This is a genomic window from Chryseobacterium sp. SIMBA_028 (genome assembly GCF_046535285.1).
GTDB lineage: Bacteria > Bacteroidota > Bacteroidia > Flavobacteriales > Weeksellaceae > Chryseobacterium.
The window spans coordinates 1-450 of record NZ_JAWRWZ010000055.1; the positions used below are offsets into that span (position 1 = coordinate 1).

Sequence of the window (450 nt, forward strand, 5' to 3'; positions counted from 1 at the left end):
TGAGGAACGGGAAGATAATCTTTGATCTGCCTTCCAAACTGGTCATATTCAATGTGAGATACAACATCCCTTCCTAATGGGGAAGCTTTGATATTGACCACCTGCTTGGGCCTTCCCAATCCGTCAACATACTGGACAGTTTCGGAGGTTTTGGGTGTGGGAAGTGTCGGATCGGATAGATAAGTCTTTGTATAGATGTAATTTTCTGTAGGGGTTAATTGGGCTTGGGCTAAACTCGTGACAAGTAAAGCACTAATTGGGAGTATTATCTTTTTCATAGTGTGTTATTTTTGATATTGGAACATAAAATTTAATGGGCTGGAAGATGATCCATCTACAGTTCCTGAAAGAAGTGTGAGAGTACAATTTCCAGATGTATCTATAAAAACTTTCCACTGACGGCCCCCTTCATTATATGTTATCTCCCGATTAACAGATGGTGTACAACTT

The 450-nt window shown here is 40.0% G+C and carries 1 protein-coding gene; it reads right to left on the reverse strand.

All coding sequences use genetic code 11. From position 1 onward, the window contains the following. A partial coding sequence (locus tag SCA31_RS22500; RefSeq protein ID WP_410699280.1) for a DUF6443 domain-containing protein occupies positions 1-278 on the reverse strand: 278 nt, incomplete at its 3' end. Between the last annotated feature and the right edge of the window lie 172 nt (positions 279-450).